Here is a 24,605-nt window from a genome sequence, read left to right as displayed (position 1 = left end):
GTTCCGTTCTGTTGGAAAGAAACGATGTCGTTAGCTCCAAGAAAGCCATATTCAGTCCGGCAACTTACGCAAAAATGATCAAGTCTAAGACGGTTGCTGAACTAAAAGAATTGGCAGAGGAACAACAAAAACTAAGAGCTGCGTAAGGTGTATCACTCTTTCCGAAGCTGTCAAGGGAACCTCTTCGAGGTGCGCAGATGGCGCACCCTTGACAGCTCCTTCAAGAGTGATAATGGACAGACATGGATGCATTCGCATCCCCTGCACAACTTGTGCCTGGGAAAAAATATTTTACACACAAATTAGGACTTGACTTTTTGAGGAGGCATTTCTTTGAAACGTAAAGTACCAACAGAACACATTATTTTCGTCGGGGTTTGGACGGGGCTTTGCTTTGCCGTTTACGGCGGCATCGGCATCGTCAATATCGTCAAAGCTATTTTGGCTAAGGACATCAGCATGACGACAGCTGCTTCAATCATGTTCGGATCATGCATGATTTATATAATTTTGCAAATTATTTCAGTCAGCATGGTCAATACCCGTGCCAGCACGACGATGGGCAAAATTTCGCTTGATTTCGCCATCATTGCTGTAATCAGCTCGCTTTTCCCGTATTGTTTCGGCTTGAAATTTTCGGCAAGCGGCTGGGTTTCGTTCGGATTGCTGTGCGGAGTCGCAATTTTGATGATCATCTACACCAGTATCAGATATTTTAAATATTGGAATTTTGTCTATCCTGTCTTTGCGGTTATCTACATCGCCAGTTTCATCCTGGTTTTTTCGAAAATGAATTTTATTTCCGTAATCGCATCCGTCTTGACTTTACTGGGGATGTTCATGCTCAGCCGCGAGAAACTGTTCTTGATTTCAAATATTTTGGTTCCGACGGGAATCACGCTCAGCGCGCTGGCAACGTTATTCCTTTCGTTATCAGGCAAGACCGTTCAATTGGTGTAATCGTCATGCAAAATCATAATTAAAAAAGCGCAACCAGACTCATGCGGGTTGCGCTTTTTTGGGGGTTATTTTCTTTCATAAACGAAAAACGTGTGCTGATATTGATTCTTTTCGTCCGTCGTTCCTTTTTCTTCGTATTTTAAAGCAAAACGGTCCATGTCAAGGTCCGGCATTGTCGTGTCCGCGTCAAACTTTTCTTTAATCTTCGTGACATAAAGCAGATCGACGTCATCCTTGAACATTTTAAATAAAGATGCGCCGCCGATAACGAACGTTATTTCAGAATCGTGTTCCGCAAGCCACTTTCTTAAATCATTTTCGTTATGAACTACGACGACCTGATCATTGTCTGCATATTCTTTTTCAAATTCAATGCTGTGGGTCAAAATGACGTGCAAACGACCAGGAAGAAGCTTCGGAAAACTGTCAAACGTTTTTTTGCCCATAATCATCGGATGTCCCGATGTCTGTCGCTTAAAATAGGCCAAATCATTCGGCAAGTGCCACGGCAGTCTGCCGTTGATGCCGATATGATGCGCGGAATCTTCAGCCCATATATATGCTAGCATTTCAGTTCCCCCTGTCAAACAGCAACCGGTGCCTTGATTGCCGGTGCCGGATCATAGTCGATGACTTTGATGTCATCAACGTCAAAGTCTTCCAAATGCTTCTTTTCAGGGTTGAGCCATAACGTCGGTGCTTTCTTCGGAGTCCTTTTGAGTTGTTCTTTAACCTGTTCGATATGATTCGAATAAATATGAGCATCACCCAAAGTATGCACGAATTCTCCGACTTCAAGGCCGCATTCGCGCGCAATCAGATGCGTCAGCAGCGAATAGCTTGCAATATTGAACGGCACGCCCAAAAAAACGTCCCCGCTTCGTTGGTAAAGCTGACAGCTGAGTTTTCCGTCGTTTACGTAAAATTGGAACAATGAATGGCAAGGAGGCAGAGCGCTTGTCGGCACGTCTTCCGGATTCCATGCGGTGACGATCAGACGCCTTGAATCAGGATTGGTCTTGATTTCTTCAATCACGTTCTTGATCTGATCGATCGTCTCGCCATTGCTCGTCTTCCAGTGACGCCATTGTGCACCGTAAACGTTGCCCAAATCACCGTATTTTTTGGCAAATTCGTCATCATTGACCATTCTGTCGCAAAAAAGTTTCATCTGTTCTCGATAGACTTTGTCAAATTCAGGGTCTTTTTGGCAGCGCAAGCCAAAATCCGTCATATCCGGTCCTTCGTACTCGTCTGATTCAACCCATTTTTTGAATGCCCATTCGTCCCAAATGTGGTTTTTGTGCTTAAGAAGATACTGAATGTTCGTATCGCCGTTTAAAAACCATAAAAGCTCGCTTTTAATCAGTCCCAACGGAACCTTTTTGGTCGTCAAAAGCGGGAATCCTTTGCCGAGATCAAAGCGCATCTGGTATCCGAACAGGCTTATAGTTCCTGTCTTCGTCCTATCATCTTTTTTATGTCCATGATCCAAAATATCGCGAATCAGTTGCAAATACGGTTCTTCTAGTTCTGCCATCATAATCCTCCCTATACGTACTGTCCTAAATACTCCCAACGTTCCATTGCTTCTTCGCTTCGCTGATCGATCTCGTCAATCTGACGCTGCAAATCGCCAAGTTTGCCGTAATCTGAGCCCGGAACGTTGTTCATTTCTTCCTGAAGCTCTGCTTTGCGTTCATCAAGATTGTCAATTTCTTTTTCCAGTTTGTCAAATTCCATTTGTTCCGCATAAGTCAGCTTGGTTTTTTCTTTTGAGACTTTCTTGTCTTCCGTTGAAGAATTTACGCTGCTTTTTTGCGGTGTGACACTTTCTTTTTTAGCATGAGTTTCTTGACTCAGATAATCGGTGAACATTCCCGTATAACGCTCTATCCGTGCTTGACCTTTGAAAATCAAAAGATCTGACGCAACCTTGTCCAAGAAATAACGATCATGAGAAACAGTGATGACCGTCCCTGCGAACGATTCGAGATAATCCTCAAGAATCGTCAAAGTTCCGATGTCAAGATCATTAGTTGGCTCGTCAAGCAGCAGCACGTTTGGTGAAGACATCAGCAATTTCAACAGATAAAGTCTTCTCTTTTCACCGCCCGACAATTTTCTGATCAAGGTTCCGTGCATGAAACGCGGAAAAAGAAACTGTTCGAGCAGCTGCGTCGTGCTGACGCGTTCGCCGTTTTTGTTGACGACGCTTTGTCCGACTTCATCCAAATAATTGATGATTCGCTTGTCTTCCGGAATTTTTTCCGTTTGTTGCCGATAGTAGGCCAGCTTAACGGTCTCACCGACGATCATCTCACCCGAATCAAGCGGCAAATCGCCTGCAAGCACGTTCAAAAAACTGGATTTGCCGGCACCGTTGACGCCGGTGATTCCGATTCTGTCGCCAGCTTTGACCAACAGATCAAAATCATTGATAATCTTGTGATTTTGAAGCGTCAGTGAGCCTTTTTTGACCTCGAGCACTTTTTTGCCGAGTCGAGCCTGCCCAAGATTGATGTCGACTTTTCCGTCAACCTGCACTTTGTTCAGGCCATCCTTTAACTCGTTGAAATGATTGATGCGAGCCTGTTGCTTGGTAGTTCTGGCCTTGGCTCCGGTACGCATCCAGGCAAGCTCTTTTTTGTAAAGCTGCTGCTGCTTGTGTTCGGCAACCAGTTCGCGTTCGACGCGTTCTGCTTTTTGTGCAACGAAATCTTGATAGTTTCCGGTGTAAAAATACAGTTTTCCAAACGAAAGCTCAATGATTCGCGAAGCAATCTGATCCAAGAAATATCGATCATGCGTAACGACCAACAGTGCTCCCTTATATGACGCAAGGTAGCTTTGAAGCCACTCGATCGAATCAAAGTCAAGATGATTCGTCGGTTCATCCAAAATCAAGAGGTCTGGTGCCTGAATCAAAACCTGAGCCAGCCCGACACGTTTCAGCTGTCCGCCTGAGAGCGTCCCGACCTGTTGGTTCCAGTCGCTGATGTGAAGCTGCGTCAAAATCGTCTTGACGTCGCTTTCTGCAGTCCATGCATCTTCTTGATTCATTTTGTCTTCAGCATCCGAATATCGCTTGGCGAGCTTTTCGTTTTCAGGATCAGACCCGTATGCTTCCAACGCCTCTTCGTAATTTCTGACGGTTTGAAAAATCGGTCCCGCCCCTTCAAAAACGGCCTCGATAATCGTTTTTGAATCGTCAAGTTCAGGCATCTGCTTCAAATACCCGATGCGATAATCGTTTGGAGCGATTAATTCCCCCGAATCAACTGGATCGATTCCGCTGATCGCATTGAGCAAAGTTGTTTTGCCTGAACCGTTCGTTCCGATCAGACCGATGCGATCATGTTCGTTGATGATGAAATCAGCATCCTCAAACAACGTTTTTTCACCGTAGGTCTTGGTTAAATGTTCAATCCTTAATGTTTGCATAATTTCACTTTCTTCGTCTTTTTTGAGAACGTAATTAATTAAAATTATATCATATCTATTTTATATGTAAATTTGCTTACAGATCATTTGCCAAAAAATATCCGTTCCTTAAAAAAAGCACGCCCAAAGACGTGCTGTGCTTATTTCATTCTTTGCTTTGCCAGCTCAAGCAAGGAAGTTTTTTCATTTTCCACTCGTCCAAACAAAACCTCTTCCTCAAGGTAATCAAGTATTTCTCCCATCTTCGGTCCTGGCTTGATGCCTGCTTCTTTAATCAAATCCCCGCCGTTTGCTTTAAGATCTTTTTTTGACTTGATTGGAAGAGTACGGTAATCATGAATCAATTTGTCTTCATCAACGGTGATTTCCATTTGCTTTGCAACTGCCAAAGCGGTCTTTAAACCTGTTTCTCCAGCGTTATACAACGTAAAACGCGTAACGCGGCGATCCGCAATGCTTTCCAACGCGGCAACCGCTTTTTCAGTTTGGGCAATTGTTTCGTTTGACGACTTCCATGCTCGCAAAAGCTTTGCCGAATCCTTTCCATCCATCTTCAAACAGTATGAAAGAAGCGTCCAAGCTTCGATTTCATCTTGAATTTCCAACTTTCTTTTTGAAAGTTCATTGAACGTTTCGCCGTATTTTGAAAACATCGGACAATGCTGATACAATTTCGTTTCATAGAATGCACTCAATCCACAGCCAGGATTTTTTCCCATCAGCAGTTTGATCCATTCGACGTGAATTCGCTCAACGGCGATTTTTTCCAGCAAAGCCGCATTTTCTTCAAGAGCCTGAAATGTCTTTTCTTCAATTTTGAAATCGAGCTGACTCGCGAAACGAATCGTACGCATCATTCTCAAAGCATCTTCGTGGAATCGCTCATGCGCATCACCGACAGCTTTCAAACACTTGTTTTGCAAATCGCTCAAGCCGTCAAACATGTCAACGACTCTGCCCGTTTCATCCATTGCGAACGCATTGATCGTCAAATCACGCCTCTTTAAATCTTCTTCAAGCGAACGAACGAACGTCACGTGATCAGGACGTCTAAAATCCTGATAGGTCGATTCGGTTCTGAAGGTCGTAATCTCATAGCCCTCGCCATGATCCAAAACCATCACCGTTCCGTGCTGAATGCCGGTATCAACGGTCTTTTTGAAAATTTTTTTGATTTCCCGCGGGTATGCGCTCGTGGCGATATCAACGTCATGAATCGGAAGCCCAAGCAGCGTGTCACGGACGCTTCCGCCGACAAAATAAGCTTCAAAGCCGGCCTGCTTGATTGTTTCAATAATCGGTTTGGCATCAAGAAATTCTTGCGGAAGTTCCTTTACGATCATAAGAGATTTTCCAATCCAACCATCAATTCATCATAGTTGCGAATCTTTTCAGTTGCTACGGCAACGCCCGACATGAATGAAATTCGATCAAACGAATCCTGACGAATCGTCAAAGCCTCGCCTTTTCCTCCGAATAAAACCTGCTCGTGAGCAACGTATCCCGGCAAACGAACGGCATGAATGCGCATGCCTTCGTAATCCGCGCCGCGTGCTCCTGCCAGGGTTTCTTTTTCATCCGGATTGCCCTGTTTATGTGCCTTGCGAACTTCAGCAATCATTTTGGCGGTATTGATGGCCGTGCCGGATGGAGCGTCCAGCTTGTTGTCATGATGCATTTCGATGATTTCGACGTCCGGCAAATATTCAGCTGCCTTTTTGGCGAACTGCATCAGCAAAACGGCCGAAATACCAAAGTTTGGCGCAATGAGCCCGCCGACATGTTCTTTTTTTGCAAGGGCCTGAAGTTCGGCAACCTGATCATCGCTCATTCCCGTTGTCCCGATTACCGGACTGATGTGATTTTCCAAAGCAAACTTCGCATTTTCAAAAACAGCGCTTGGTGCAGTAAAGTCGATCCAGACTTCGGCGTCCGTCTTGATTTCTTCGCGCGAAACATAGACGGGAACGTCCGTATCCTTATACTCTGCATTTTCATTAAGGTTCTTTTCCTTGGCGCAAGGATCAAACACGCCGACCAACTCAAAATCTTCATGTTCGAGGACCATTTGAACGGTCGTGTTCCCCATGCGTCCCTTAAAACCGGCTACTAATACTTTAACCATTTATATCATTCCTTCTTAAACAGTATTCTTTGAATTCCTTTCAAGGAATCGCCTATATCACTACAATTTTACACATTTTTTTGCTTATTCGCAATCAAACTTTATCTCGTTTCAAAAGAACTTGATTTTAGTCCGACAACATACTAATATAGTATACTGATATATCAATTCAAATTATGGAGGAATTTTTATGCCGGATTATTCTCTTAACATGAGCATCGATCTGACCTGGTTCAAATGCAACATGCTTTATTCCAGATGGGCCGCTAAAAACGGAATGGGGTATCCCGAAATGATGGTGCTTTATGGCCTTTATGCTTTTAAATGCAGTTCCCAAAAAGAAATCGCCGAACATTGCGGCATCGTCAAACAAACCGTCAACACTGTCGTCCATGATTTGGAAAAACACGGTCTGATTGAAATGACGCCATCGAAAACGGACAAGCGCTCCCGCATCATTTCCTTGACGGACGCAGGCCAAGCCTATGCGTTGGAAAAAATCGGACCTCTTCTTGATACGGAAAAGCAAATTTGTCATCAGATCGGATCTGACCGCATTTCTTCAGCCGTTGAAACGCTTGATCTGTTCAATGTCTTATTCGAACGAAACTTAAACGAGGTATAAAACATGTCTGACTTGAGAACTTTTATGAATTACGTCATCCCGTCCGTGTTCTCATTTGCTCTTTCAGGAGTCTATGCGATCGTTGATGGCTTTTTCGTCGGAAACACGATGGGCGACATCGGACTTTCCGCCATCAACGTTGCCTACCCGATCACGGCCGTTATTTTAGCCGTCGGAACCGGCATCGGAATGGGAGGAGCCGTTCAATATTCGATCAGTTCGGCCCAAAACAAGCCGAAAAAGGCAATGAATTTTGTCAACGGAACACTTTGGCTTTTGATTGTTTCAAGCATCATCATCACCCTTTCAGCGGGACTTTTCCCTGAATTCTTCGTCAGCCTGCTCGGCGCGAAGGGAACCTTGCTTGAAATGGGAACAATTTATATTCGCGTGATTGCGCTTGGAGCCTTTTTGCAAATTGGCAGTACTGGTCTGGTCCCGATGATCAGAAACTATGGCGGGGCTTTTTTCTCCATGGTGGCCATGATCAGCGGGTTCGTCACGAACATCATTCTCGACTATCTGTTGGTTTGGGTTTTAAATCTGGGGATGACGGGAGCAGGTTTGGCCACGATTCTCGGAGAGGGATTGACGTTCTTGCTTGCAATGATCTATTTGCTTAAGAAAAGCAGCATCAGCCTGAAAATCCCACTAAGTATCATCAAGAAAATCAGCGGACCCGTGATTAGAGTCGGGATTGCTCCATTCGGAATGTCGCTTGCTCCCAATATTTCTCTTGTCATCATTAATTGGTTTTCGATCAAATACGGAGGAGACAGAGCCGTTGCAACTTATGCCTGCATTTCTTACGTCATCTGCGTCATCTATCTGATTTTACAAGGTGTCGGAGATGGCAGTCAGCCGCTGATGAGTCGATATTATGGCGCTAAAAATCTGCATAAGCTGAAGATCACGCGCGATATGGCCTATGTCTTCTCACTGATTCTCGCTTTGCTCGGATGTTTTGCGACGTTTTATGCCAAGGGAGCCATCGGTGCATTGTTCGGAACGTCCGCTTCGGTAAATGCAGAGATTGAAAAGATAATTCCGATCTTCTTAGTTTCTGTTCCGTTCGTTTCAATCAGCCGCATTGCCACTGCGAGTTTTTATGCGACCGAAAAAACCGCCTTTTCATATGTTCTGACGTTCATCGAACCTGTTTTGATGCTGATACTGATGCTGATTTTGCCCCCTCTGTTCGGTGGACAGATCATGGTTTGGTGGAGCAGCGTTTTTGCCAGAATAATTTCTGCGATCCTGGCATATGCCCTGAAACTCGTCGTCGAAAAAAGCGAAAAAACGCAATTAAGCTGAGCTTGAAACAAAATTTCGGGTTAAAATAATAAGTTTTTGCTCATATTTAACAAATTTTTCTCTAACGTGATATGATGAAAGATGTTAAGTTCATCATAATATGGAGGTGTGGTCGTGAATAAAGACAAAATTCATGTCCTGGATTTCCTGATGATTGCATTGGGGTGCGCATTTTACGGATACGGACTGGTAAACGTCAATATTGCCAATAATTTGGCAGAAGGCGGAGTTACCGGTGTGACGCTGATCATTCGCTACTGGCTGCATATTGACCCGGCATATACGACGGTTTTGATCAACGTGCCTTTGATTTTGATCGGCTATCGTTATCTTGGCAAAAAATCTTTACTGTATACTGTTTACGGAACGCTCAGCCTGTCCTTTTTCATCTGGCTGTGGCAACGTGTTTCCTTGCCGTTCAATCTCAGCGTCCAGCATGACATGTTTCTTGCGGGAATTTTAGCTGGTTTCTTCGGGGGACTTGGGTCCGGTTTGATCTACCGATTTGGCGGAACCACCGGTGGAACCGACGTCGTTGCAAGAATTCTCGAAAAACAAAAAGGAATTTCGATGGGCAAAACTTTGCTTTCGCTTGACGTTTTGGTTTTAACTCTGTCTCTTTCCTATCTCAATCTCAGACAAATGATGTATACGCTGCTTGCTTCATACGTCTTTTCAAAGATTGTTGATTTCATTCAGGAAGGTTCCTACTCTGCCCGCGGTTTGATCATCATCTCTCCGAAAAGCGATGCAATCGCAAACGAACTCATGCGTCAGCTTGATCGCGGAGTCAGCTTCATCAAGGCTGAAGGCGGATATTCGGGACAGGACAAAAAGGCGATTTACAGCGTCATCAGCTCAACCGAGTTGACGATTGCCAAAAGAATTATCGAAACCATCGACAGCAGTGCTTTTATCTCAATCATTGACGTTAATGAAGTTCTCGGAGAAGGATTTACTTATGAGAAGAAGCCGACGAAGTTTTCTAAATAAATATTCTTAAAGTCAGATCGAGGGGTCTGGCTTTTTTTTAGAAGCTAATCCCTCCTGTTGATATGAATTGGATTTGTTTATTAGTTAAAGTAAGAATGTATTATTTCTAAAATTGACTCACGCATCATTTTCAGTTGTTTCCTTATGGTTAAAGTAACTATCTATTGTAACTTAGGCTCAGCCTTGATTACCCGCTTTTATTCAAAAAGCGCCCTCTTCTTTCAGAGAACGCCTGCTCAAAAATTTTTTGAACTTCTTAGCCTGTCCTTTTTCCTTAGCCGATAACTAAATTATGCCCTATCAATTTGTTAAATAGGCTTAAATCAAGAAATTTTTTCACCTGAATGAAACAAAAAACGCCCGTTCCAAAACGGACGGGCGTTTTTAAACAGCAATTATTTTATTTATCCTTCAACAGTGAGATTATCAGTTTCTTTCTTCAATTGGCCGGAAATATCACGCAAATCTGAAACGTGCTGCGTGAATTCGTCCATCGTTGCCAAAACTTCTTCGGAATTTGCGGAAACCTCTTCCGTTCCAGCTGCGTTTTCCTGCGTTGAAGCAGAGATGCTTTCAAGTCCTTCGAGCACTTTGCTTTGAACTTCTTCAATCTTTTCTGAAGCTTTGGAAACACCCGCGACTTTTTGTGCCATTTCCTGATTGCGCTTGAAGACTTCCATCGTCGATTTGATGGCTTCTTGAATCAGCTTGGACTGCTTTTGACCGCCTTCAACGGAACTGTTCGTCTTGTCGACCATTTCAGTTGACTGATTCTTGATGTTGTCGATGATGCCTTCGATTTCCTTCGTCGAGGCCGCGCTTTGTTCGGCAAGCTTGCGAATTTCTGCCGCAACGACTGAGAAGCCTTTACCGGCTTCGCCTGCGCTGGCGGCTTCAATCGAGGCATTCAATGCCAGCAGGTTCGTCTGACGCGAAATTTCGTTGATGACGTTGATGATCTTGGTAATGTCCTGAATATCCGCATTCATATTCTGGACGCTTTGAGATAAAGCTTTCATATCATCAAGTTCAGCCACCCAGTTGCTGTTGACGCTGTCCATCGTGTTCATGTTGTCCTGATTGATTTTGGCAGATTCGTCGGATTCAGCATTCATGGCCTGAACGCTTTCGTTCAACTCATCGATAACCTTGGAAAGTTCTTCAAGCTTAGTTACGCTTTCCTGCGTTTCCTGAGCCTGCGAGCTCGTAACTTCAGCAATGCCCGTAATCGTTTGGGCAACTTCTTCCGTTGCCTTGCCCGTCTGCTTGGAAAGTTCCAACAGAGAATCCGATTTTTCAGCAACGTTGTCCGATTGAGACTTGACGCTTTCAAGCAATCCGCCGATTTGTTCAACCATTTCATTGAATCCGTTGGCGATACGACTGAATTCGTTGCCATCCTTCTTAGGTGCAACAATTCTTTGACCATAACGAGCCCCTAGAGATGAAGCTTTTTCAAATTTTTCAGGGATCTTCTTAAAATGACCTTTTCCGGCTTGTTCAAGATGTTCCATTAAAATATTTGCGATTTCCTTCAATCCTTTTACCGTCAAAACGGTAAAGAAAAGAATCAAAATTACAACGACGACTGACACAATCATGGCATTCTTGATCATTGTCATCCGTTCCCTGTAAAGATCGTTCTTACCAACCGACGAAAATACCCATAAGTCGCTTCCGACCGCGCCTTTGTCATAGTAAACGTCAGTTACCTTAGACGTTCCCTTGAGATGAATCGTTCCCTTGCGCGCGTTTGCATTTTTGATTTTATTAAAGACGGTGCTTGAAGTAAGATCTTCAGAATCTTTATAGCCGCTGTTTCCAGTGCCTTCTGATGCAAGAACGATTCCCGTATTTGAGACAAGAGTGACCTGACCGGTATTACCTATTTTAAGCTGCTTGATAACCTTTTCAATGCTTGAATAACTAAGATTAACGCTGACAACGATCAGCTTTCCCTGACGTGATCTCATAGCATACGATGCGCTCACCAAATACTTGCCCGTTGACGCACTCTTATACGGATTGGTCCAGCAGATCTGGCCCTCATTTGCAACAGCCTTGATATACCAGGGACGTGACGTCACCTTGTAGTCTGCCGGCTCAGACCACGTGCTGACATACTTGTTGTCAGAGTAGCCGACGACCATGCCTTGGATGTACTGACAAGAATCCTTTGCACGATCAAGCTGCGTCTTGATAATTTTTTCATCATATTTTCCCCCGGAAATTTCAGGATACCCCGCAACGTTCTTTAAAACACATTCGCCTTGCTTGCGAAAATCCGAAATTTCCTTCTGAACAACATTGGTCGCGCTTACCTTAGCAGAGTCGTTTCTTGCCATCAAAAGATTGGACGTCGTATTGTATATTGATAAAACCATCACAATCAAGGGAAGAACCCCCACTGAAAGAAGTATGCAAATTATATAATTGCCGATTGATTTTTGACGTTTTCTCACCATTATTCTTAAATCCTTTCCGATTATAATCTATCAACTGTTGTTATAGTTCGGCTAAAAAAACAGGAATATTAAGTCTTTAAACAAAAATAAATATTTATTTTTGAAATCATTATAATCAAAAAAGTATGATAGCGTTTCAAAAAATAGCTTTCATATTTTAAAATAATTGACACAACAATCAAAATTGCTCCCGTTTCAACAAATATAATCGCAGCGCTGATGGCTTTTTTGCTCTTTTCAATTCTTTTTGAAAGTTCGCTAATCAGATATTTTCTCCGTTTAATCAGATACAACAGCAGAACACTGCCATTATTCGATGAAATCGAACATAGTCCCCATGTCTTCGGATGCTTGAATCCTCTTGATCTTGCATCGGTTTGGACGATTCCATAAAGTCTGTAAGCAAAACAAATTGCTCCGACCAACATGATTGCCGCCCCAATCATTATAAAACGTTTGCTTTCATACATTCTGCTCCTAAATTCTCTTGACATTCTGATGCATCAAAAATGATGCGGCAATTATCATCACGCAAAAGACTCCCGCCAAAACATATTCATTTGACGGAACAATAACACTTAGTCCGATCGTTGCAATAGCCGTCAAAATATTTGCGATAATCGCAGACAACAGCTTCTTGTTGCTCTTCACGATATTCGTGCTTTCTTCCAAATGTTCAAGCATTTTTTCATCCCCTTTAATCAAAACATCCAAGCTGACATCATAGATGTCGTTCAAACTTACTACGCTCACGATATCAGGAAACGTTCTGCCGTTTTCCCAGCTTGAGATTGTCTGCCTTGAAACGTCAATCTGTTCGGAAACCTGTTCTTGAGTATATCCTGATTCGATGCGGGCATCCTTCAACCGTTTTCCGATATTCAAAAATTTCCCTCCTTTAGTGCCAAATTTTGCCACTGTCGTTTTCTTAAGTCCATCAAAGTTTCTTGACAACCGTTGTTTTTTGACGTAAAACTTCTTTTACGTCGCTTAAAAATGCAGATTTCATCGTTATTTAAGCAATTCTTCCAGCTTTTGGCGCTTCAAAACCCTGATCGTTCCGCGACCGTATTCAACCATCCTTTCTGCTTTAAATTTCTCCATGATTCTTGACACCGTTACCCGATTCAGATTAAGACATCCGGCAAGGTCGCTATGCGTATAAGGAATTACCGGTTCGTTCGGATTCGTTTCGGTCAAAAGAAAATCGGCAACTTTTTGAATGCTGTCATAATTAACCAATCGATTGATCGTGTTCGTCAGATAATTGCAAGTCGAAGTCAAATGTCTCATCATCAGAAGCGCAAGCTCTGAATTTTCCTGAAGAATCGGAATCAAGTCCGTGATCCGACAACAAATAAGCTCAACATCCGTAATCGCAACGATGTTTGCCTTGCGGACGGAATGTTCCAAAAAAGACGCATCGCCAAAGATTCTGCCTTCTTTCAAAACTTCAATCGTCGTTTGCTTTCCTGAAGACGTCCCAAGATAGACCTGAACCCTTCCCTTGACGATAAGATAGATTTCATTTGCTTCATCGCTTTCGCAAAAAACAAACTCCCCCGGTGAAAAGCGAATTCTTTTTCCGATTGATTCAAATAAGCAAAAATATTTTTGATCAATTACAACTTTCAACAAAATGCTCCTTTATGTAGCCTAAACTACAGAAAAAATGGTTATTTCAATTATAATATCAATTGGTGATTGAAATGAAGAAAAAAATCTTATCTTTGGCCAAAATTTTGTTTGGCGTTGCCCTGACCGACATTGCAATGGGCATGATCGTTTTGCCGCAAAATTTTGCCGTTGGCGGCGTGACAGGCTTGAGCGTCCTTTTGAGCAAATCGATTCCTTTATCAGTGTCGATGATTGTTCTTTTTTGCAATGCCATTTTGTTTATCCTGGGATATATATTCGTTGGTCGAAAATTCATCCTGAAAACATTGCTGGTCAGCATTGCTTTCCCCATCGGACTCGATATCTGCCAACACATCAATTTTCTGCTTCCTTTAAAAAGCGATCCGCTGGTCAGCGCAATTATCGCAGGATTGCTGGTCGGAATCGGGAGCGGTCTCGTCTTGAAAGGAGACGGTTCAAACGGCGGCTTTGACATTTTGGGCGTAATTTTCAACAAGTACTTCAAGATTTCCGTTGCAGTCGTCATGAATATCTGCGATTGCCTGGTTTTGCTTGCCCAAGCAATCCAAAAAGACTTCATGCAAAACGTTTATGGCCTGATCGTGATCTTCATCTGTGCTTTTGCCGTCAACAGGGTTCTCTCATATGGTCAATCACAATGCGAAATCATGATCATGTCAAAAGAGCATATCAAAATCAAGCAGCGCATCTACGAGGAAGTCGATGCAGGCTTAACGCTTCTGCATGCCGAATCAGGCTATCTGAGCGAAAAGATGAAAGTCATCATGGTCGTAACGCAATACAAGAAAATTGCAAAAGTCAAGCAAATTGCTGTCTCAGAGGATCCGACCGCCTTCGTTTTCGTCAGCGACGTTCATTCTGTCAGCGGCAAAGGCTATACGATTTCGCGCTGAAGTTCCATAATTAACAAAAGGGACTGGGAAACCTTCAACCGAAAATCAAGAGCTTGCGATTGTTTTTTCAGATTCAATCACAGGCTCCTAATATCTACAGGGCAAACACAATTCACACTTTATTTTGAAGAATATGAAAATCCGACTCCGAATCTGGATAATTCCAAATTCTGGAGTCGGATTGTTTTTTGAAAGCTGAAAATCGTCAGTTTCATCCTAGCTTCGTTTCTTCAATATATTTTCCTATCCTTCAACCTTGAGCTTGTCAGTTTCTGACTTAAGATGGCTCGGAATGTCACGCAGATTTGAAACATGATGTGTGAATTCGTCAATCGTTACCAGGACTTACTCGAAGTTTGCGGAAACTTCCTCAATCCTGTCCGAAACTTCGGCAACATCGGAAACCTTTTAGGCCAGCCCCTTGTTGCGCTTAAAGACTTCCATCGTCGACTTGATGGCTTCCTGAATCAGCTTGGACTGCTTCTTGATGTTGTCGATGATATCTTCGATTTCCTTCGTTGAAGCGGCACTCTGTTCGGCAAGTTTTCTGATTTCAGCCGCAACAACGGAGAATCCCTTGCCGGCTTCTCAGGCGCTGACTGCCTCAATGGAGGCGTTCAATGCGAGCAGATTCGTCTGACGGGAAATCTAGTTGATGACGTTGATAAACAGCGAGTGCAGCGAGAATCCGCCAATCTGCTGTCCCATTTTCTCACGGTGGTGATTGAGTTCGGCCAGTGAGCTGAACTCGTCGAACTTCTTCTTGACGCTTTCAATGCCGACAAGGCGTTGGAACTTATCATATGCGTCATCGTCTCCGTCCTGTTCTTGATAACTGTTTCGCTTCAAGACTTCCTGAATGTCTACGTTCTTTATTAAGTCTGCGTCTGCATCAAGGTCATTTATGCTGATTATGTGGCTTGCAACGCTCTTGACGAATTTTTAATTGAAACCCCTGATCCAGTGGCCGTTGCACGGCAGCATCACAAGAATGATCAGCATAACTGTAACATATTTCAATCATGTCACCTCTTCCAGACAATATGCGCAATCTGTCAGATAAAATTCTGCCTCCGCTGTGCAGCAGCCTTTACGCACATCATGACAAAAAACACTTATTGCAACAATTTACCACAAAGAATCCTGTTGCAGAACAATTTCATAAAAAACACCGCAAATCAGCAAAAAAACGGACAGTCAAAAGACTGTCCGAATGGGTTTCTATTACGCAGCTAACCCGCGAACCTCACACCCCCTAGGCATACTTTCAGATATTGTAAAGTGTTTTCGGTGAATTCACTTAGATCGCATTCACTTTCGTTTTATAATTTTTCCGCTTCTTCCAACACAATGTCACTTCACCAGGTATGAGAGAATCTCACTAATTGGATGATGAATCAGACCTGCCATCACTTCATCAATCATTCATTAACTACTTCAATTTCTTTTTTCAAATAATCGATAAACCTTTTCCTGTCCGCTGGCGTAAGGACTGAAGGAACCAATTCTTTTTCCAAATCATCAAAATAGATGTATGCATCCGTTTTGTCCAAATCAAAGCTACTCCACTTGCCGACTAAATCCGCAATTTCTTCATATTGTTCCTGACTATAATCATCTCTAGGTTCTAACATTGAAGACTCGTAATAAACTGACTCTATACGGAATCTTTTGTTTCTGTTTCTTTCTTCCATTCAATCACACCCCTGTTTAATACGCTGATGGTAACTGCCAATTTACTTATACATCAGGTTTTTTAAATAAGCTCTTCTTAATATACTCAAATCTTATCTCTTCAGCAGCATTACCTGCCTGGCACATGGGAAATCTGCACCAAAAAATGCCGGGGACCAGGAACATTCACTATTCCACCATCTACAGAACTATCAAGTGCGGTACACCCACCGTCAGCTTAGGGGCATTCTTGCCAAGAATTGTAATCTGCTTGTCATTAACCTCATCCGGCAGCAGGTAAAGTGTTATCGCACCGGCAGCAGGTATTTCGTTCCTCAGTATTTCAATCAGCCGGTCGCGCGTATTCTGAGACTGAACCTCCCGCTCATACAGGCTGAACTGTTTCATCGAAAAACCCAATTCCACCAGCCTTTTCCGGTATTCTGCAGCCTGTTTTCTCTCTTCCTTCGTATCCCGTGGAAGATCAAAGCATAAAAGCAGCATCATCACTTACCACCCTCAATGAATCCCGGCAGCTTAAGACTGCTGGATGTACTGTTGTTGATGCAGTTCACATATGAATTAACCGTCACCTTAATGGCATCACCAAGATAGTATACCTTGTTGTCCATGACGCATTTTTCAAACAACACCCTGACAATGTCCTCGCAGTCACTGGAATCAAGCTGCTCGTGATTCCTGGGAATGATGACGTCATGAACAATCAAGTCGACAAATGCCCTGTACGGTTCTATCAGATCATCGGACAGATTGAACGGATTCTCGACGGAAGCGTGATGGATGCCAAATGAAGGTTCCAACCCGTGCATCACGATCTCCCTTCTGATCAGCGCTCTCAAAACGGCATAGCCATAGTTAAGACCCGCATTGATTATGTCGTCAAACCTTCCGCGCTTGAAATTCTTCCCGAACATCATCGGAAAGTACTCACGGGCGGCATAAGCCTCAACATTATGCTTGTCACCTTCAGTGATGTTTGATGAAATGGACTGAATGAGTCCGACATCATTTCTGCTGTGACCCGTCTGCTCCACGCATTTCGCCTGGTTCCTAATCTTGGCCATGACAATCTTCGACCAGATTCTGTTCTTCGTCTTGCTTGCAAGAGACAGCTGCGCACTGAGGAGTTCAAAGCGGTTCTTCTGGTTGTACACATTATCCATCAGAAGAAGAGGCGAATGCCTTGCATCACAGAAAAGCAGGGCTATTCCGTGTTCCACGCATTTTTGAATCAGCTTGCTCGAAAGGTAGCTGTTGACGTTGTCGAAAATCAGAACACCGACATCATCATAAGCCATATACTGCTTGCTTTTGTCAATAACGTTTGAAAATTTAAGACCTTGATTGCTGGTAGAAACAAAATACTGCGTTTTAACATAAATTATATTTTTCACCCAACATCAACTTCTTTTATGCTGAAACCGCATTTTCCCATTTCATAGAAAACATCCTTAGTTAAATGAATATATTTGCCATCTTTCGTTTTAATTTTCAACTTCTTATATCGTGCAAGCTTTAAAACCCCATTACCTTTCATCTTCATTTTTATATACGACTTTTCTTGAATTTTATCAATTCTTACATGGTGATAATCAACTTTTGTCCATAGTCCGCTTCCTGCACCAAGATAAATCGGACAACCGATGTTTTTCTGAATAACTCTGTCGGGGTACGCACTCAGAAATTTATTTTTATATCGTTGATAGAAACTTTTAGCATAATGGCTCAATTTTTCTATCAGTTTCCTTGCACGTTCACTTGAAGTTGTAATCGTGAATTCAATTCGTGTCAACGGTTTCAAAGATTCTCTCCAAATCGGAAGCGAATTTGAGCAATTCTTCTTAGCATTGTAGTCCCACTTTTGAACCAGAGTCAGATTGTCAACGCTTATTGGCTTACTGTCAGAAATCCTTATTTCATTGAAAATATTATCCCCATCCTTCCAAGGAACATCGTCCGTTTTAAACTCTTCATTAATGAGTATCGTCCTGATTGCGCCCTTCAGTGAACTTCCGGGAATATATGGCCTGCCGTATGAATCCTTGACAAATGCAGAGATTTCATTCAGGTTGCTCCCGGCACCAGGTTTCCGATTCCGGCCGTTCCAGCTTCTTCCGGATGACTTTTCAAATTCGTATTCTGATTCAGAAATAGAATATCCGCCGAAATCCCGGTCCGAAATACTGTTGGCCGAAAGAAACTCCCCTAATGTAGTCGTTCTCCTTCCGTCGTTGATTTCAGTCATGAAGGCAGTGAAGGCACTGTTAAGTCTGGGGTCGTCCTTGATTCTCAGATAAAGTCTGCCCATGTCCGGAAAATAATATTTATTGTTCTCATATACATATTCCTTTTTTGTATACTTTTCCCCTGATCCGATATGTACAGGTCCTAGAACAAGCAGAGTAAAATTAAACTTAGTATGATAATCCTTCATTTTCCCTTACCCCCTTGAGATCTAAAAACAAGCCCTTCGCAAAATTGTAGACGGGATGCGGATATCCGTCCGGACGAACATCTGCAATCTTCCCCTTGAACTTATTGACAAAGACACTGCCTGCTCTGAATTTGTACAAATCCTGCTTTCTCACCAGCTGACCTGCAGTCTCGCTGTACGCAAAGCCACTGCTCTTCTTCAGGTCATATCTTGCACCGGTCATTGCCTGATGCAATTCGGCGTCCTGCGGAAGTGCAGTTGTCAGAAGCATCTGTTCATTGCCGTCGGTATTAAGCATTTCCTCGAGTCCTTCAGGAAGTTCCTCGATTGCAAGGTCGAACCTTCCGTATCCGCTTGAACGCTTGCCGCCAAGTCCGCTGTACTGAAGGCTGGTCATCAGTTCATCAAGAAGTTCGCTCTGCGTTGCAAGGACATAGACATCCTGACTGAATGTCGTTACTCCCACTTCATAAGGATCTTCACCCTTTCTGACAACGATGCTGCTCCTGCAGAAACCCTCCTGGTCTTCGAAGAGAACGGAATAATCTGCCTCACCCCTGATGAATGCAGACATCTCAGACATCGGAACTGCAACTATCCTGTCCGTCAGCTTGTTTTTCTCGTTGTCTTCCTTCAGGCCTTCAAGTCTGACCATCCTTTTCTTCGGATAACACACCGGCTTTGGAAAATACGGTTCTCCGACATGAGGAAAGGCATCACTGAGGAAGAATCCATCGGATTCAGCCAGTTCAGTGAATTCATTCAGACAGTCATTTTTAATTGCCTCAAGACAAAGAGCACTGTACAGACGGCTGGCATCAAACAGCATGTCACTCGTATCAAGATACCCCTTTCCGAAGTGAGCGCGCTGAAAGCTCATTCTGTATATTTTAAATGTCATACATTCTATGCCTCCAGTTTTTCATTCAACCTGGTCACGTCGTAATCTCCGAACACCGTTTCCGCCCTGAGTCCGTCAAACTTGATCTTGCCGTACCCTCGGCTGCCGTTTCCGCCGAGATAGTCCAGTTCCAGAAGCCTGAAACCGTCAAGAATGGTGTCAAGGTCCTCTTCCACCTCATCTTCTTCAACAACGTCATAAATCAGTTCAAAGTCAAAGCGGCTCATCCTGATCGCACGCTCAATCTGACGCGGATTTGCAACGGCGGTAACGCGGTTTATCGTATTTTCGAATTTCACTTCCGTATACGAATCGGCACCGCGCTCAAGAAGCTCCCCGCCGTTCGTCAGAATACTGTCCCTGAAGATGAGCCTTGCAGGCAAAGGACACTTGCCGTCTTTGCCGTAGCCGGAACTTGCACCGAAAAGCCTGGTGATCCGTTCATCGTCATCATTTGGTGTTACTGCAACCTGTTCATTATATGCACGGGCAAGAAGCGTTCTCATCTTTCCCTTCAGACTTGAACCGGGAATTACCGGCATGTTCGTAACCGCATCCCTGACGATTGTGGAATCCGCTGCACCGATTGCCGCAAAGGCGTCACCGCCACCAATGTGAAGTCCGCTTTCAAGTTCGATTGTACCACTGAATCTTATTTTACTTAACTTTGTCATTTCAATGCCCCCTAGTCTTTGCCACCATAGTATTTGAAGTAAGCAACCAGTGCTTCCATGTACCGGCAGAACAGAATAATCCAGTCCTTTTCCTCAGGCTTTTCGTAATATTCATTTACCTTGTCCAGTGCCCCAAGAAGATTTGACACTTTCACAAAACGCTTAACTGCCGCATTGCGTCCGCTTTGATAGACCAGCTTGACTTTGAGATATGAAAGCTTTATTCTGGCAGTTTCCACACCCTGTGACCTTACCGTATCGTAAATTGCGCTTGTTTCGCTCAGAATGTTTCTGATTGCGGACATGGTAAGGTAGTCACCCTTACCGTTCTTTCTGTTCGTAACGACATGGAAGTTCTCATCCTTCAAGAACCTGATTACGTTCTCTGCGGACTTCACATATCCCTTTTTATTAAAATTCACTCTGGACGTTTCAATTTCTTCATTCATCCTGTCAATCCTCCCTGATTTCATAAATGTAAAGCATCAAGGCCATCTCGGCCTTCCTAATTTCCCTACCGTCATTGAACCAGTCAATCATCGATTTCCTGAAGTCACGGAAGTTTTCCTTGTCATCAGCCGCGTTTTCAAGTCTGGTAAGGTAATACACAATGCGGGCGAATGAAATCCTGTCAACCTCATCGCGGCTTCTGATCAGATCAAGCAGCTTGTATGCAAAGGCCTTTCCGTATTCGTCCTCATTTTCAAAGAAGTTCCTGATGACGTTGAGTTTTCCAAATGTTATGTCATTGACGTACTCATCGAACGCAAAGACATTGTCCTCACTGAACAGGGCAATCCTGTCCCTGCCGCAAAGCTTTGCCCTTTTCAGCAGGTTCCTTGTCCTCCTGGCGATGATGTTGACCGGTGTCTTGGCTGAAACAAGCGCCACTCCGGCCGAGAATGTCATCTTGCCATCGGTCCACTTTCTGAAACACTCATGAATGTCCTGAACAAATTCCAGAATGTCATCCCATGCACCGATTGCAAAGACGTCATCACCTTCGGAATAGATGATGCTGATTCTTTTGTCTTCGGCGAAACTGTTCAGATACAATTTAAAGAACGTCTGAATTCTTCTGGAAAGCGTTGCGTAACGGCTCATCGTCGTGTACCTGCCCTCTCCCTGATCCTTGAATCCTGCCAGGAAGCCGGCATAAAGATCATCGACGTCAATCATCAGGGCCCCCAGACGCTTGATGCCGACTGCCGTCCCGCCATTGTTCTCCTTCGTCCAATTACGCTCGGCATAGCTGTTGTAGTCGTTTGTCCAGCTGTAGTCGCCGACCCAGATGTGTGTTTCCTGCATGTGGCCGGTGTCAAGACGGTTCTTGGCATAAATGCTTCCCTGAACTTCACCGCTGCGGATCTGATCCTCTGAAGCGGTGTTCAGATACCTGCCGTTACAAAGCGGCAGGCCGCTCTCATCATCGTTAACAACAAAGAACTGCTGTTTTTGAATGTCCCGCGAAAAATTCTCCAACTTGAAACACAGCGAACACTTATTCTCACCATCAATCAGTTCCCTGACACTGTGACAGACGGCACACTCACGGCCTGTCTTCTTGCCAAGCCGGTTGAGTTTCAAAATGTCATCAGCCTGATAGCGTTCTCTGGAATTTCTTTCCAAAAGCTCGTCAATCTCCCGGAAAATCCTGGTGTACTCATCGGAACTGTTCTCCTCCATCACCTGACTGGCCGAAAACAACGCCGACCCCGTCGAAACATACAGCATGTTTCCGAAGTTTTCCATGAGAAACTCGTTGAACTCCCTCTGTGTTCTCCGGACCACATCCCTGTTTTTCGAAGTGTTGCCCGTAATTATGTATCCATGCTCAGTATCAGCATAGATGACACTTGCCTCAGTCAGGCCAAGATTCCTGACGAGACTGTCAACAAACCATCTTGACATCATCTCCATGTAAAATGCACGGCTGCGCAGCTGCTTGTGCGCTCCCCTACTTGTTATCCTGTAGATGAAATCCTGTACGCCGGTAAAGTCAAAGCCGACCATCATGAAGGCCTGTTTTTTGTAGAAGGACCGTCCCCTGTCCACAAATTCGGTCTTGTAGTCATCGATTCCCTTCTCGTCAGCATACTGGAGAATGGCACATGCATAAGCTGCAGTCAGCTTCATGTGGTCGTATAGGGAAATGTCGGAAACTTCCTCCATGCATGTCGATGAAGGCATGAAGCTCATTGTCGCCTCAACAAGATTGATTACACTGGGAATATACTCTTCGGTAAATTCAACGGCTCTCAAACCAGTACTAAAATAGGAAACGCCTCGCCCGTACTCGCCAGAAGTATAATCATGCCTGAATTCACTTGGAAACACCTTATCAACATTGTCAGGCTGTAATTCGCCTGGTGCAATGTATCTTTTGGAGGCATTCTTCCCATACCGGTTGAAAATGTCCTGCAGCGGGATCTTTGCATAAAATCCCCACTTGCCGTCCTCCATTTCCTTTCTTCTGTCCGTGCCGCTGGCAACGTTGTCGGCAATATATGTAATATGCGACAAGGAGTTTGCGGGAAGAGAACTGCTCATATAATTTTTGTGATGATAACGCAGTGAATGCGTTATCTCACGGTTGTCCGTGTATTTTTCCAGAAAATCAGCGCCAATCTTTTGATGTTTTACCATCCTTCCTTCCGCACGCTGGAGAGCCTTGCCGATGTCATGAAGAAACGCTCCGTAAAACATGTCATTCATTCTTTTTTCCAACATTATCAACTCCTTCCAAAATCCTGACCGCTCCCATGCCCATGCTGGTCTTGACGCCAATGCCGGAATATTCCGCAAACTTCAGCAGCATCGCAATGTAATTAGTCAATGTCTGGCTTCCATGGCAGACCAACGTCAGGTACCCCTGAAAGCCGTTCACATATGCCTTATGAAGGTAGAAGCGCCGTGACTTGAGGCTGAATGCGGCAACCTCAACCTTGATGCAGATTTCATCAAGCAGTTCAAAATCAATGTCCTCACCCTTCTCAAAAGCACAGCCGTACTTCTTCATCAGGTTCTGAAAGACAAGCCGTACGTCAGGCAGGAACACGTATTTCCCGTTGGTCTTGAAGGCCGTCGGCGTCATGATCTTCAACTTGAGAACCTTACTGCAGTCGTTTCCATAGAAAATTTTCGAAAGATCAGACTCGCTCCGTTCAAATACAGACTTTTCAATGATTTCAAATTCATGTTGATTGCCGCTGTTAATGCGTATCATGTTGAGTGAATCACTCATGATCAGAGGTTCAACCTCATTGCATGCCTTCTCTGTAAGCAAGTTAATGATGAATGACACTGACTCCTCATCATGAACAACCTGAATTGACATCGGATTCATTCCCGCCTGATGCAACTCCGAAGCGAAGTCATCATCAAGATGATTCATAAGCCATCCATGAAGATATACCGATTCCCTGCAATCATCAATGTCGCATTCGCGTCTGCACTTCAAGAGTAATTTCTTCATTGTTATCCCCACTCTTTTTAGTTATGTTTTAATCGTATAACAACGAAAGGTTGGGAACTCCCAACCTTCATGTTTTCATTTTATATCCAAATATAAATGATTACAACCACTTGCATCATATTCTTCTCAAGTGCCCCAACCGCTTACCTTGAAACGATCGGAACGTATTCCGCAAAACAGAAAAATCGCATTATCATAGGCGTCCAAACTGAACGCCTCGGTAACAAGAGCAGCTGATTCGTCTATCCCATTGCGAAGATCGGTCTTACCGCAAACGAGATAGATTTTCATATTATTTATATTTGAAAACATTTTGATCACGATACCAAAGATAGTTGTTCAAATTTTTGAGAATCTCTCTTAAAGCTCCATTGTAAATTCGAATTTCAACATCTTCCGTAATAATTTTCGCAGCCATTTCCCTAACTGGACGGTATGTTTCTTTAGGGCTTCGGTCAACAAGGTTGACTCCCGCGACGTCATCCAATTTCATATTTAAACCTCCGATTATACTTGATGTTTAAAGCATGCCAAGATATCGGAGGTTTATGAGGAACGCTTATTTAAAGACCGCTTACGATGGGGCGAATATCAGTATCCTCTTTTTATATACGGAAAACGCACCTGTCGGATTCAAGTGCGTTTAGCATTGACGAACATATTGACTGCGTCTCATCTTTTCATCTTGGTTGTAGCACGAAAAACTCTGCTATACAAAAGCTTGCTTTAAATAACAGAATTATCCCGTATTTTTTACATTGTATCACTTTTTTTCACTCGGAGATAGGTAATTATCGGTATCATATACCATACCAACGCCGGAAGAAACAATCGAGTTTTCGTCTCCTTCACTCGGAGATAGGTAATTATCCGGATCGTACATGATGAATAATGGAGGCGCAAGAAAATAGTTTTCGTCTCCTTCACTCGGAGATAGGTAATTATCAA

Annotated in this window: 27 protein-coding genes and 1 pseudogene; 5 read left to right on the top strand and 23 right to left on the bottom strand. The window is 43.6% G+C overall.

Going from position 1 to position 24,605, the window contains the following annotated elements; genetic code table 11:
• The first annotated feature begins 333 nt into the window (after positions 1-333).
• Positions 334-960 (top strand): hypothetical protein, encoded by a 627-nt coding sequence (locus tag BMZ95_RS00780; RefSeq protein WP_046922767.1) that lies wholly within the window; start codon positions 334-336, stop codon positions 958-960.
• A 65-nt stretch (positions 961-1,025) separates the two neighbouring features.
• Here BMZ95_RS00780 and BMZ95_RS00775 read toward each other — a convergent pair whose 3' ends face one another.
• The 5 genes from BMZ95_RS00775 to dapB form a co-directional block, all read right to left on the bottom strand.
• Positions 1,026-1,529: a dihydrofolate reductase gene (locus BMZ95_RS00775; protein ID WP_046922768.1), complete on the bottom strand. Its 504-nt coding sequence runs from the start codon at positions 1,527-1,529 to the stop codon at positions 1,026-1,028.
• A gap of 14 nt (positions 1,530-1,543) precedes the next feature.
• Complete coding sequence (locus BMZ95_RS00770; RefSeq protein WP_014073458.1) at positions 1,544-2,500, bottom strand: thymidylate synthase; 957 nt, start codon at positions 2,498-2,500, stop codon at positions 1,544-1,546.
• Positions 2,501-2,511: 11 nt separating this feature from the next.
• On the bottom strand, positions 2,512-4,404 hold the full coding sequence (locus tag BMZ95_RS00765; protein WP_046922769.1) for an ABC-F family ATP-binding cassette domain-containing protein: 1,893 nt from the start codon (positions 4,402-4,404) through the stop codon (positions 2,512-2,514).
• Between the two features lie 140 nt (positions 4,405-4,544).
• The gene (locus BMZ95_RS00760; RefSeq protein ID WP_046922770.1) at positions 4,545-5,747 is read right to left on the bottom strand and encodes a CCA tRNA nucleotidyltransferase; all 1,203 of its coding nucleotides are present in this window, start codon (positions 5,745-5,747) and stop codon (positions 4,545-4,547) included.
• Positions 5,744-6,529 carry a 4-hydroxy-tetrahydrodipicolinate reductase gene (dapB, locus tag BMZ95_RS00755; protein ID WP_046922771.1) on the bottom strand — a complete coding sequence of 262 codons (786 nt, stop codon included), beginning with the start codon at positions 6,527-6,529 and terminating at the stop codon, positions 5,744-5,746. Before dapB ends, BMZ95_RS00760 begins: the two co-directional genes overlap by 4 nt.
• Before the next feature lie 190 nt (positions 6,530-6,719).
• Between dapB and BMZ95_RS00750 the strand changes: the two genes are divergently transcribed.
• From BMZ95_RS00750 to BMZ95_RS00740, 3 genes are all read left to right on the top strand, one after another.
• Positions 6,720-7,154, top strand: a complete 435-nt coding sequence (locus BMZ95_RS00750) for a MarR family winged helix-turn-helix transcriptional regulator (protein WP_046922772.1) — start codon at positions 6,720-6,722, stop codon at positions 7,152-7,154.
• Between the two features lie 3 nt (positions 7,155-7,157).
• Positions 7,158-8,468 (top strand): MATE family efflux transporter, encoded by a 1,311-nt coding sequence (locus BMZ95_RS00745; protein ID WP_046922773.1) that lies wholly within the window; start codon positions 7,158-7,160, stop codon positions 8,466-8,468.
• Positions 8,469-8,618: 150 nt separating this feature from the next.
• Complete coding sequence (locus BMZ95_RS00740; protein ID WP_268825592.1) at positions 8,619-9,461, top strand: YitT family protein; 843 nt, start codon at positions 8,619-8,621, stop codon at positions 9,459-9,461.
• A 404-nt stretch (positions 9,462-9,865) separates the two neighbouring features.
• Here BMZ95_RS00740 and BMZ95_RS00735 read toward each other — a convergent pair whose 3' ends face one another.
• The 4 genes from BMZ95_RS00735 to BMZ95_RS00720 all read right to left on the bottom strand — a co-directional run bounded on the left by BMZ95_RS00735 (position 9,866) and on the right by BMZ95_RS00720 (position 13,561).
• Complete coding sequence (locus BMZ95_RS00735) at positions 9,866-11,926, bottom strand: methyl-accepting chemotaxis protein (RefSeq protein ID WP_074786341.1); 2,061 nt, start codon at positions 11,924-11,926, stop codon at positions 9,866-9,868.
• A gap of 68 nt (positions 11,927-11,994) precedes the next feature.
• Positions 11,995-12,396: a hypothetical protein gene (locus BMZ95_RS00730; protein WP_014073465.1), complete on the bottom strand. Its 402-nt coding sequence runs from the start codon at positions 12,394-12,396 to the stop codon at positions 11,995-11,997.
• 7 nt (positions 12,397-12,403) lie between these two features.
• Entirely contained in the window at positions 12,404-12,811 is a 408-nt protein-coding gene (locus BMZ95_RS00725; RefSeq protein WP_014073466.1) for a helix-turn-helix domain-containing protein, read from the bottom strand.
• Between the two features lie 126 nt (positions 12,812-12,937).
• The gene (locus BMZ95_RS00720; protein WP_014073467.1) at positions 12,938-13,561 is read right to left on the bottom strand and encodes a Crp/Fnr family transcriptional regulator; all 624 of its coding nucleotides are present in this window, start codon (positions 13,559-13,561) and stop codon (positions 12,938-12,940) included.
• Between the two features lie 74 nt (positions 13,562-13,635).
• Here BMZ95_RS00720 and BMZ95_RS00715 point away from each other — a divergent pair, with 74 nt between their 5' ends.
• On the top strand, positions 13,636-14,478 hold the full coding sequence (locus BMZ95_RS00715; protein WP_046922836.1) for a YitT family protein: 843 nt from the start codon (positions 13,636-13,638) through the stop codon (positions 14,476-14,478).
• Between the two features lie 243 nt (positions 14,479-14,721).
• Here the strand turns inward: BMZ95_RS00715 and BMZ95_RS11635 are convergent.
• The 14 genes and pseudogenes from BMZ95_RS11635 to BMZ95_RS11365 form a co-directional block, all read right to left on the bottom strand.
• Positions 14,722-15,126: pseudogene (locus BMZ95_RS11635) on the bottom strand (methyl-accepting chemotaxis protein); the annotation flags it as partial.
• Positions 15,127-15,327, bottom strand: a complete 201-nt coding sequence (locus tag BMZ95_RS00705) for a hypothetical protein (protein ID WP_046922776.1) — start codon at positions 15,325-15,327, stop codon at positions 15,127-15,129.
• A 572-nt stretch (positions 15,328-15,899) separates the two neighbouring features.
• Positions 15,900-16,172 (bottom strand): glycine reductase, encoded by a 273-nt coding sequence (locus BMZ95_RS00700; RefSeq protein ID WP_225354862.1) that lies wholly within the window; start codon positions 16,170-16,172, stop codon positions 15,900-15,902.
• Between the two features lie 181 nt (positions 16,173-16,353).
• Positions 16,354-16,659, bottom strand: coding sequence for a CRISPR-associated endonuclease Cas2 (gene cas2 / locus BMZ95_RS00695; protein ID WP_014073473.1), 306 nt, complete (start codon positions 16,657-16,659; stop codon positions 16,354-16,356).
• The gene (cas1, locus tag BMZ95_RS00690; protein WP_014073474.1) at positions 16,659-17,567 is read right to left on the bottom strand and encodes a type II CRISPR-associated endonuclease Cas1; all 909 of its coding nucleotides are present in this window, start codon (positions 17,565-17,567) and stop codon (positions 16,659-16,661) included. Before cas1 ends, cas2 begins: the two co-directional genes overlap by 1 nt.
• Entirely contained in the window at positions 17,564-18,607 is a 1,044-nt protein-coding gene (gene csm5, locus BMZ95_RS00685; protein ID WP_046922777.1) for a type III-A CRISPR-associated RAMP protein Csm5, read from the bottom strand. Before csm5 ends, cas1 begins: the two co-directional genes overlap by 4 nt.
• Positions 18,588-19,508, bottom strand: coding sequence for a type III-A CRISPR-associated RAMP protein Csm4 (gene csm4 / locus BMZ95_RS00680; protein WP_046922778.1), 921 nt, complete (start codon positions 19,506-19,508; stop codon positions 18,588-18,590). The genes csm5 and csm4 overlap by 20 nt, the downstream gene beginning before the upstream one ends.
• Before the next feature lie 5 nt (positions 19,509-19,513).
• Entirely contained in the window at positions 19,514-20,182 is a 669-nt protein-coding gene (gene csm3, locus BMZ95_RS00675; protein WP_046922779.1) for a type III-A CRISPR-associated RAMP protein Csm3, read from the bottom strand.
• 11 nt (positions 20,183-20,193) lie between these two features.
• Positions 20,194-20,631, bottom strand: a complete 438-nt coding sequence (gene csm2 / locus BMZ95_RS00670; protein WP_052750378.1) for a type III-A CRISPR-associated protein Csm2 — start codon at positions 20,629-20,631, stop codon at positions 20,194-20,196.
• 4 nt (positions 20,632-20,635) lie between these two features.
• Positions 20,636-22,912 (bottom strand): type III-A CRISPR-associated protein Cas10/Csm1, encoded by a 2,277-nt coding sequence (cas10, locus tag BMZ95_RS00665; protein ID WP_046922780.1) that lies wholly within the window; start codon positions 22,910-22,912, stop codon positions 20,636-20,638.
• Entirely contained in the window at positions 22,890-23,657 is a 768-nt protein-coding gene (gene cas6, locus BMZ95_RS00660) for a CRISPR-associated endoribonuclease Cas6 (protein WP_046922781.1), read from the bottom strand. The genes cas10 and cas6 overlap by 23 nt, the downstream gene beginning before the upstream one ends.
• A gap of 126 nt (positions 23,658-23,783) precedes the next feature.
• The gene (gene tnpB / locus BMZ95_RS11680; RefSeq protein WP_159428729.1) at positions 23,784-23,948 is read right to left on the bottom strand and encodes an IS66 family insertion sequence element accessory protein TnpB; all 165 of its coding nucleotides are present in this window, start codon (positions 23,946-23,948) and stop codon (positions 23,784-23,786) included.
• Position 23,949: 1 nt separating this feature from the next.
• Positions 23,950-24,150 carry a hypothetical protein gene (locus BMZ95_RS00650; protein WP_046922782.1) on the bottom strand — a complete coding sequence of 67 codons (201 nt, stop codon included), beginning with the start codon at positions 24,148-24,150 and terminating at the stop codon, positions 23,950-23,952.
• Between the two features lie 270 nt (positions 24,151-24,420).
• Positions 24,421-24,605 (bottom strand): hypothetical protein (locus BMZ95_RS11365; protein WP_225357341.1); only part of this gene is annotated, 185 nt, incomplete at its 5' end.

Source organism: Ligilactobacillus ruminis DSM 20403 = NBRC 102161, assembly GCF_900113455.1.
GTDB classification, from domain to species: Bacteria; Bacillota; Bacilli; order Lactobacillales; family Lactobacillaceae; genus Ligilactobacillus; species Ligilactobacillus ruminis.
The sequence above is the reverse complement of the archived record's forward strand: the minus strand, read 5'-3'. Positions and strand labels throughout refer to the sequence as shown.

Excerpts from the sequence above, each read along its gene's own strand:
- BMZ95_RS00735 (WP_074786341.1), bottom strand. The coding sequence starts at position 11,926 with ATGGTGAGAAAACGTCAAAAATCAATCGGCAATTATATAATTTGCATA.
- cas6 (WP_046922781.1), bottom strand. The coding sequence starts at position 23,657 with ATGAAGAAATTACTCTTGAAGTGCAGACGCGAATGCGACATTGATGAT.
- BMZ95_RS00650 (WP_046922782.1), bottom strand. The coding sequence starts at position 24,150 with ATGAAATTGGATGACGTCGCGGGAGTCAACCTTGTTGACCGAAGCCCT.
- BMZ95_RS00745 (WP_046922773.1), top strand. The coding sequence starts at position 7,158 with ATGTCTGACTTGAGAACTTTTATGAATTACGTCATCCCGTCCGTGTTC.
- csm2 (WP_052750378.1), bottom strand. The coding sequence starts at position 20,631 with ATGAATGAAGAAATTGAAACGTCCAGAGTGAATTTTAATAAAAAGGGA.
- BMZ95_RS00740 (WP_268825592.1), top strand. The coding sequence starts at position 8,619 with ATGATTGCATTGGGGTGCGCATTTTACGGATACGGACTGGTAAACGTC.
- cas10 (WP_046922780.1), bottom strand. The coding sequence starts at position 22,912 with ATGTTGGAAAAAAGAATGAATGACATGTTTTACGGAGCGTTTCTTCAT.
- csm3 (WP_046922779.1), bottom strand. The coding sequence starts at position 20,182 with ATGACAAAGTTAAGTAAAATAAGATTCAGTGGTACAATCGAACTTGAA.
- BMZ95_RS00760 (WP_046922770.1), bottom strand. The coding sequence starts at position 5,747 with ATGATCGTAAAGGAACTTCCGCAAGAATTTCTTGATGCCAAACCGATT.
- tnpB (WP_159428729.1), bottom strand. The coding sequence starts at position 23,948 with ATGAAAATCTATCTCGTTTGCGGTAAGACCGATCTTCGCAATGGGATA.
- BMZ95_RS00730 (WP_014073465.1), bottom strand. The coding sequence starts at position 12,396 with ATGTATGAAAGCAAACGTTTTATAATGATTGGGGCGGCAATCATGTTG.
- BMZ95_RS00765 (WP_046922769.1), bottom strand. The coding sequence starts at position 4,404 with ATGCAAACATTAAGGATTGAACATTTAACCAAGACCTACGGTGAAAAA.
- csm4 (WP_046922778.1), bottom strand. The coding sequence starts at position 19,508 with ATGACATTTAAAATATACAGAATGAGCTTTCAGCGCGCTCACTTCGGA.
- cas2 (WP_014073473.1), bottom strand. The coding sequence starts at position 16,659 with ATGATGCTGCTTTTATGCTTTGATCTTCCACGGGATACGAAGGAAGAG.
- csm5 (WP_046922777.1), bottom strand. The coding sequence starts at position 18,607 with ATGAAGGATTATCATACTAAGTTTAATTTTACTCTGCTTGTTCTAGGA.
- BMZ95_RS00775 (WP_046922768.1), bottom strand. The coding sequence starts at position 1,529 with ATGCTAGCATATATATGGGCTGAAGATTCCGCGCATCATATCGGCATC.
- BMZ95_RS00700 (WP_225354862.1), bottom strand. The coding sequence starts at position 16,172 with ATGGAAGAAAGAAACAGAAACAAAAGATTCCGTATAGAGTCAGTTTAT.
- BMZ95_RS00750 (WP_046922772.1), top strand. The coding sequence starts at position 6,720 with ATGCCGGATTATTCTCTTAACATGAGCATCGATCTGACCTGGTTCAAA.
- dapB (WP_046922771.1), bottom strand. The coding sequence starts at position 6,529 with ATGGTTAAAGTATTAGTAGCCGGTTTTAAGGGACGCATGGGGAACACG.
- BMZ95_RS00770 (WP_014073458.1), bottom strand. The coding sequence starts at position 2,500 with ATGGCAGAACTAGAAGAACCGTATTTGCAACTGATTCGCGATATTTTG.
- BMZ95_RS00715 (WP_046922836.1), top strand. The coding sequence starts at position 13,636 with ATGAAGAAAAAAATCTTATCTTTGGCCAAAATTTTGTTTGGCGTTGCC.